Source organism: Mycobacterium sp. (assembly GCF_049647605.1).
Classification (GTDB): domain Bacteria; phylum Actinomycetota; class Actinomycetes; order Mycobacteriales; family Mycobacteriaceae; genus Mycobacterium.
In genome coordinates this window covers 1-7138 of sequence record NZ_JBARXZ010000170.1, presented here as the reverse complement: position 1 = coordinate 7138, position 7138 = coordinate 1, and the positions used below count along the sequence as shown (strand labels likewise).

Annotated in this window: 7 protein-coding genes; all 7 read right to left on the bottom strand. The window is 66.7% G+C overall.

The window, feature by feature from the left end; genetic code table 11:
• Positions 1 to 169 (bottom strand): NAD-dependent epimerase/dehydratase family protein (locus tag WBB07_RS21935; protein ID WP_526310504.1); only part of this gene is annotated, 169 nt, incomplete at its 3' end.
• 53 nt (positions 170 to 222) lie between these two features.
• On the bottom strand, positions 223 to 1089 hold the full coding sequence (locus tag WBB07_RS21930; RefSeq protein WP_526310502.1) for an LLM class F420-dependent oxidoreductase: 867 nt from the start codon (positions 1087 to 1089) through the stop codon (positions 223 to 225).
• Positions 1090 to 1119: 30 nt separating this feature from the next.
• Entirely contained in the window at positions 1120 to 1965 is an 846-nt protein-coding gene (locus WBB07_RS21925; RefSeq protein WP_526310500.1) for an LLM class F420-dependent oxidoreductase, read from the bottom strand.
• 29 nt (positions 1966 to 1994) lie between these two features.
• Positions 1995 to 3479, bottom strand: coding sequence for an ATP-binding protein (locus WBB07_RS21920; RefSeq protein WP_526310498.1), 1485 nt, complete (start codon positions 3477 to 3479; stop codon positions 1995 to 1997).
• Between the two features lie 24 nt (positions 3480 to 3503).
• Positions 3504 to 4934, bottom strand: coding sequence for an ATP-binding protein (locus tag WBB07_RS21915; protein ID WP_526310496.1), 1431 nt, complete (start codon positions 4932 to 4934; stop codon positions 3504 to 3506).
• A gap of 18 nt (positions 4935 to 4952) precedes the next feature.
• Positions 4953 to 6617: an NAD(P)/FAD-dependent oxidoreductase gene (locus tag WBB07_RS21910; RefSeq protein ID WP_526310494.1), complete on the bottom strand. Its 1665-nt coding sequence runs from the start codon at positions 6615 to 6617 to the stop codon at positions 4953 to 4955.
• 62 nt (positions 6618 to 6679) lie between these two features.
• On the bottom strand, positions 6680 to 7138 hold a 459-nt coding region (locus WBB07_RS21905), incomplete at its 5' end, for a flotillin domain-containing protein (RefSeq protein ID WP_526310492.1).

Genomic DNA, 7138 nt, shown 5'->3' with positions numbered 1-7138 from the left:
CGCCGACGACCAGCCGAACCGCCCCGGCAACCGGTGCCAACACCTCCCGGCTGCCCGCGTAGGTCAGGGCATCCAGCACTGTCACCGAGTCACCGGGGAAGTCGCGGACCGCCGCGTGGACAAAATTGGCGCCGATGAATCCCGCGCCCCCGGTGACCAGCAATTGCATGGGGACAGACTCTAGCCCGGGAACCGCGGTCCGGGCCCACCGTCTGCGACTTGTCAGCTACTTGTCAGCCCCAGCGGCCCGGCGAGCGCGGTCAGCGTCGGCACCAGCTCGTCCCGGCTCCCGAGGACCTGCACAGCGACGTGGTCGGCACCGGCCTCCAGGTGCTCGGCCAGCCTGGCCGCGATGGTCTCGGCGTCGCCGTGCGCCACCACCGAGTCGATCAGCTTGTCGCTGCCGGGTGGGGTCACATCGTCGGCGGTGAAGCCCAGCCGGCGCCAGTTGTTCACGTAGTTGCTCAAGCCCAGATAGAACCCGACCGTCTTGCGGCCCAGCTCGCGCGCCTGCTCGGCTGCTGCTTCGCTGGAGTCGGTCAGCACCACCTTGTGTTCCGGCGCCAGGAACACGGTGTTACCCACCAATTCACGGGCTTGGGCGGTGTGCTCCGGCGTCGTCAGGTATGGGTGGGCGCCGGCGCTGCGATCGCGCGCCAGCTTGAGCACCTTCGGTCCCAACGCGGCAAGCACCCGGCGGCTGGTCGGCACCGTCTTGGCGTCCAATGCATCCAGGTAGTCGACCAATGCGTCATAGGGCTTGGTGTACTCCTGGGTGTGCTCGGGATGGCCCACCCCGATACCGAGCAGGAACCGGCCGGGATGGGCCTTTTCGATGCGGTGATACGACTCGGCCACCGTGTCGGCGTCGGCGGTCCAGATATTGACGATGCCGGTGGCGATCTGCAGCGTCTCCGTCTGCTCCAGAATGGGTTCGACAAACGACAGATCGGCGGCCGGCGAGGCCCCGACCCACACCGCTCCGTAGCCCAGCTTCTCGATCTCGATCGCCTGTTCCGGGGTCACCGGACCACCGGTCCACACCCCGTACCGGCCGAGGTCGGGTTTGAGCGAAACAGCGTCAGTCATCGGGGTCCCCATCTATTGATCTCGGGCTATTCATTTCAATCCGAGCGGTCCGGCCAACGTGGCCAGGGCAGATACCAGTTTCTCAGGTGAGGTCAGCACCTGAACCGGCACGTGGTCGGCACCGGCGTCGAGGTGCGCCGCCAACGCCGCAGCCACGGCACCGACTTCGCCATGAGCGACCACAGCGTCCACCAAAGAGTCACTACCCGGTTTGGCGACATCTTCATCACCGAACCCGAGACGTCTCCAGTTGTTCAGATAGTTGTCCAGGCCCAAGTAGATGTCGAGGGCCTTGCGGCCGACGCGGCGAGCCTGCTCGGCGTCGGTGGTCAGCACCACCTTGTGCTCGGGGGCCAGGAACGCCCCCGGGCCGATCAACTCACGCGCCCGGGCGGTGTGTGCCGGCGTGGTCAGGTACGGGTGTGCACCTGCGCTGCGGCGGGCCGCCAACTTGAGCACCTGCGGACCCAGCGCGGCGACGATTCGGCGCTGCCGGGGGACACCGTGGGAATCGAGCTGGTCGAGGTAGTCGTTGAGCGCGTCATAGGGCTTTTGGTACTCGGCATGGGCTTCGGGGTGGCCGACTCCGATACCGAGCAGGAATCGGCCGGGATAGGCCGCCTCGATCCGGTGATACGACTCGGCCACCGGGCCCGCGCCTGCGGTCCAGATGTTGACGATGCCGGTTGCCAACTGCAGCGATTCGGTGGCAGCCAGAATGGGTTCCACCCACGTCAGATCCGCGGGCGGGGAGCCGCCGGCCCAGATGGCGCCGTAGCCGAGACTCTCGATCTCCTCGAGTTGCTCCGCTGGGAACTGCCGCCATTGGGCATAGTGGCCGAAGACGCCGTACCTGCCCAGATCTGGTTTGGTCACTTCACCGACAACCCGCGAAGGCGAGGTCGCTATTCCGATTCGCTCACGGTGATTTCGGTGGGGGTCGTCGATGCGGGTGCTGGGGCCTGCAGCGGCAGACAGACGATGAACCGGGTGTCTCCGGGCTGCGACTGCACCGTCAGGGTGCCGCGGTGTTTCTCGGCGATCACCCGCCACGCCAGGTCCAGGCCGAGACCGGTGCCCTGACCGACCGGTTTGGTGGTGAAGAACGGGGTGAAGATCCGGTCGACGATGTCGGCGGGGATTCCGGGACCGTCATCGCAGATCTCGATGCGCACCAGCGACTCGCTCTCGCGTGAGGTCCGCACCGTCAACGTGCCGCGTCCGTCCATCGCCTGAATGGCGTTGTCGATGATGTTGGTCCACACCTGATTGAGATCGCCTGGATAGCAGGATATTTCGGGCAGGGATAGGTCGAAGTCCTTGACCAGTGTGACGGGCTTGTCCTTGCCGATCTTGTCGCCGAACATCATCATCGTGCTGCGCAACAGCTCGTGCACATCGGCGCTCTGGTAGGCGCCGCGGTCCATCTGCGAGTACTGCTTGGCCCCGGCGAGCAGTGCGCTGATCCGCTTGCTGGCTTCGGCGATCTCGTTCATCCGCAGCTCGTTGTCGATGGTGTACTTCAGCCATCCGATGGCGCTCTGCAACGAGGCCGAGGCATCGACGTCGTCGACCACTGTCGACACCCGTTCCAGCCAGTCGGTATCCAGACCGGCCTCCACAAACGTCGGCGCGTAATCCCACGCGCTGGCGATCCCGTGATCCTCCAGCCAATCGCCGACCTGGTCCTCCCGGTCGGAGGTCTCCAGCGCGGTGAGCTCCAGGTCTTTGCTCTTGGCCACCTGCTCTGCGACCTGATCCTGGATGTCGATCAGGACCCGCAGTGCCTCCGGGGTGAACTTCGCCTCGGCCACCATCGCCAGCTTGTGCCGCATGTGGCAGACACCCTCGCGAAGGTCGGCGACGGCACGTGCGGTGGCCGCGGCCGGATTGTTGAGCTGATGGGTCAGGCCGGCGGTGAGAGTGCCCAACGACAGCAGCTTCTCGCGCTGATCCAGGATGGAGCGGGCCCGGGCCGTACCGACCATGTGGCCTTCGAGCAGATGTACCGCCATGGGGAACTGCGACTGCATGAACTGGGCCAACGCGTCGGCGTCGAGCACAAACATCCGTGACTCCCGCAGGAGTCGAGTACTGGCCTGGTAGGTGTGTTCCTCGCCGGGGATGTACGCCGACCAGGCCCCGCAATACACACCGCGTTGCGAGGTGCGGCCGGTTTCGATGTCGATGCCGCCGGAACGCTTGGTCATCACCAGTTCGCCGTCGATCAGCACGTAGAAGCACGTCGCCGGATCGCCTTCGGCGCACAGCGGACCGGGCGGAAACGTCTCGATGTGGCCGTTTGCGCACAACATGTCCAGCTGTTCCGGCGTGAGGTGCTCGAACAGGAACAGTGTCCGTAGCTCCTCGGCCAGGCATTCCTCGCCCATGGATGTGTCCTTCCTAATGTCCTGTCAAGACCCAGAATCGGCGGGGGTGAGATCAAGGGGCAGTGCTGCAATAAAACGTGTATCACCCGGAGATGATTCCGCCCACAGGCTGCCGAGGTGACGGTCGACGATGCGGGCGGCGATGTCCAGTCCCAATCCGGTGCCGTCACCAAACGATTTGGTGGTGAAGAACGGGTCGAACACCCGCGACAGCACATCGTCGGTGATACCCGCTCCGTCGTCGCAGATCTCCACCCGCACCATGTCCTGGTGGCGGCGGGTGCGCACCGTGAGCGTGCCCGCCGGCATCCCGGCCAGTGCGTCCAGCGCGTTCTCGATCAGGTTGGTCCACACCTGATTCAGTTCGGCCGGGTAGCAGGGCAGCGCCGGTAGTCCCGGCTCGAATTCCTTCACCACCGTGATGTGGTCACCGATGCGGTGCGACAGCATGGCCAACGTGGTGTCCAGTAGTGCGTGGACGTCGGCCACGTCGAACGGCGCGCGGTCCAGCTGCGAGTACTGCTTGGCCTGGTCGACGAGGGTGAAGATGCGGCTGGTGGCATCACCGATCTCGGTCAGCAGCAGCTCGGTTTCGACGGTGCCGCCCAACCACCGGATGGCCGCACCCAGCATCTCTGGGGAGGCCTCGCCCGCCTCGGAGACCGCCGCCGAGATCCGTTCCATCCAGTCGATGTCGACGCCGGCCTCGGCGAAGGCGCCCGCGTGCTCCCATCCGTCGGTGACCCCGTGGGCGTCCAGCCATTCGCCGAGCGCCTCTTCGAGATCGGATTTCAGGACCGAGGTCAGGTCGGCGGGTTTGGCGGCCAGTTCGGCGACGCGTTCCTGCAACTCGTCCAACGAAGCCAGGCCGTCGGGCAGTTCGCTGCGTCGTCGGCGTAACCCGGTGAGCTGGCTGCGCAATTCGGCGGCCGCACGCACGGCTGCAGCGGCCGGATTGTTGAGCTCGTGGGTGAGTCCGGCGGTCAGCTGGCCCAGTTGCACCAGCCGGTCATGTGGACCCAGGATGCGCCGCTGATGAAGCCGGCCATGCGAGTGCCCGACCAGCAGATGGGTCGCCATGGGGAACTCGGTCTGCAGGAAGGTGCCCAACGTGGTCGCATCGAGAGCAAACACCCGCGACGGCCGGGTCAACGTCGCGGTGTTCTCGTAGGTGACGTCCTCGTCGAGCAGGAACGCCGACCAGGCGCCGCAGTAGGAGCCCGGAGTCGATGCCCGCCAGATGTCGATGTCCCGGGCGCCGGAGCGTTTCGACAGCGCGATCTCACCGTCGAGCAAGACGTAGAAATGGTCGGCGGGTTCGCCTTCGCGGCACAGTTGGCCGGCCGGTAGCGACAACACCTGGCCGCCGCCACACAGCTGCAACAGTTGGGCGTCGGTCAGGCCGTCGAAGATGAACAGCCCACGCAGCTCATCGATATCGCACCCGCCCGCCATACCCCGGCCCCTGTCTCGTCAGGCCTCAGCCAGATACCGGTGCACCAACATCACCGCCATGGATCCCTCGCCGACGGCGGCAGCCACCCGTTTGGCGGATTCGGCGCGCACATCGCCGGCGACGAACACCCCGGGAACGCTGGTCTCCAGGTGATGCGGCGGGCGATCCAGGGTCCAGCCGGCGACATCACGCAGATCCGGCCCGGCGAGGATGAAGCCGTGGTCGTCACGGACCACCACACCGTCGAGCCAGTCGGTGCGGGGCTCGGCGCCGATGAAGATGAACATCCGCCCGCACGTGTGGTCCTGGCGTTCCCCGGTCTGCCGGTTCTCCAGGCAGATCCCCTCCAGGTGACCGTTGCCCTTGACCGCGTGCACCACGGTGTTGGGCAGTTCCTTGATCTTGTCGTTGGCCCGGATCTGCTGAATCAAGTAGTGCGACATGGAATCTTCGAGCGTGCGACGGCTGACGATGGTCACCGACTTGGAGGTGCGCGACAGGTGCATCGCCGCCTGCCCGGCCGAATTGGCGCCGCCGATGACGTACACCTCGTCGTCGTCGCAGTCGGCGGCGACCGAGGCCGTCGCACCGTAGTAGACCCCGGCGCCGGTGAGGCCGATGCACCCCTCGGCGGCCAGCTGCCGGTACTCCACGCCCATCGCCAGGATCACCGACCGGGCACCGATCGAGCGGCCGTCGGACAGTTTGACGGTGCGCGCCGAACCGTCGATCTCCAGTGCGGTGACCTCGGCGGCGGTGATCAACTCGGCGGAGAACTTCTCGGCCTGGCGGCGGGCCCGTTCGGCCAGCTGCGAACCCGAGAGACCGTCGGGGAAGCCGAGGTAGTTCTCGATGCGGGAGCTCTGCCCGGCCTGTCCGCCGGTGGCGGTGCGTTCGATCAGTACCGTCTTCAGGCCCTCGGAGGCCCCGTAGACCGCGGCCGCCAGACCGGCCGGGCCGCCGCCGATGACCACCAGGTCGTAGAAATCCTCGGCGGGAGTGGTGGTCAGGCCGAGAGTGGCGGCCAGCTCGGTATCGGTGGGTTCCACCAACGTCTGACCCTGTTCGGTGATCACCACCGGCAGGTTCAGCTCGTCGAGACCCGCCGCCTCCAGCAGTTGCCGGCCCTTGGGTTCGTCGGCTCGGAGCCAGCTGTAGTACAGCCGATTTCGAGCCAGGAACTCGCGGACCTCATTGGAGCGGGCGTTCCACGGGTGGCCGATGATCTTGGTGTGGGGGATGGCCCGGTCCCCGGTGGCGCGCCACGCCTCGATCAGCGTGTCGATCACCGGGTACAGCTTCTCCTCCGGCGGATCCCACGGCTTGAGCAGATAGTGGTCCAGGTCGACGACATTGATGGCGTCGATGGCCGCATGGGTGTCGGCATAGGCGGTCAGCAGCACGCGGCGGGCCATCGGGAACAGGTCCATGGCGGACTCGAGGAACTCGATGCCACTCATCTGGGGCATCCGGTAGTCGGCGACGAACACCGCCACCGTTTCGCCGCGCAGCTTGAGCTCGTTGAGGGTTTCCAGTGCGTCGGGTCCCGATTCGGCGCGCACGATCCTGAAATTCTCGCCGTAGTGGCGGCGGAGATCCCGCGCGACGGCGCGCGAGACCGCAGGATCGTCATCGACGGTCAGGATGACGGGTTTGCGGTTCTGGGAGTCTGATCCGGACATCGCCTGTAAGTATGCGCCTGGCCGCTGACAACCGGCAGGCCTGAGGGGCGACGACCGCAGTGTTACTCCGCTGGCGTAACCGGCTGCTGTGCCGGTGCCGGCGATTCGACGGTGTCAGCCCGGTTCAGCAGCTGAGCCAAGTCGATGCCGGAGGCGCGCAGGGCCTCGACGATCTTGGCCACCGCGAGCGGACTCACCCCGAGCAGTCCACTCACCGCGTCCTGGGCGTCGGAGGCGCCGCCGATGATCGACAACCGCTCGATCTCGCCCAGCGGTGCGGCCGCGGCCTCGGTGGCCTTGACCACCGACGCCAGGATGTCGGGCAGGGTCTGCAGCCTGGCCGCCTCGGGGGAGTAGGAGTTCAGTGCGGCGGCGATCTCCTTCTTACCGGCGGCTTCGGCCACCAGCTTGGCCTTGATGCCGTCGGCTTCGGCCTGGCGCTCGATTCGCAGGGCCTCGGCCGCGGCCTTGCGCGCGTCCGCCTCCGCCTGACCGGCCTGGCGCGCCGCCTCGGCCTGGGC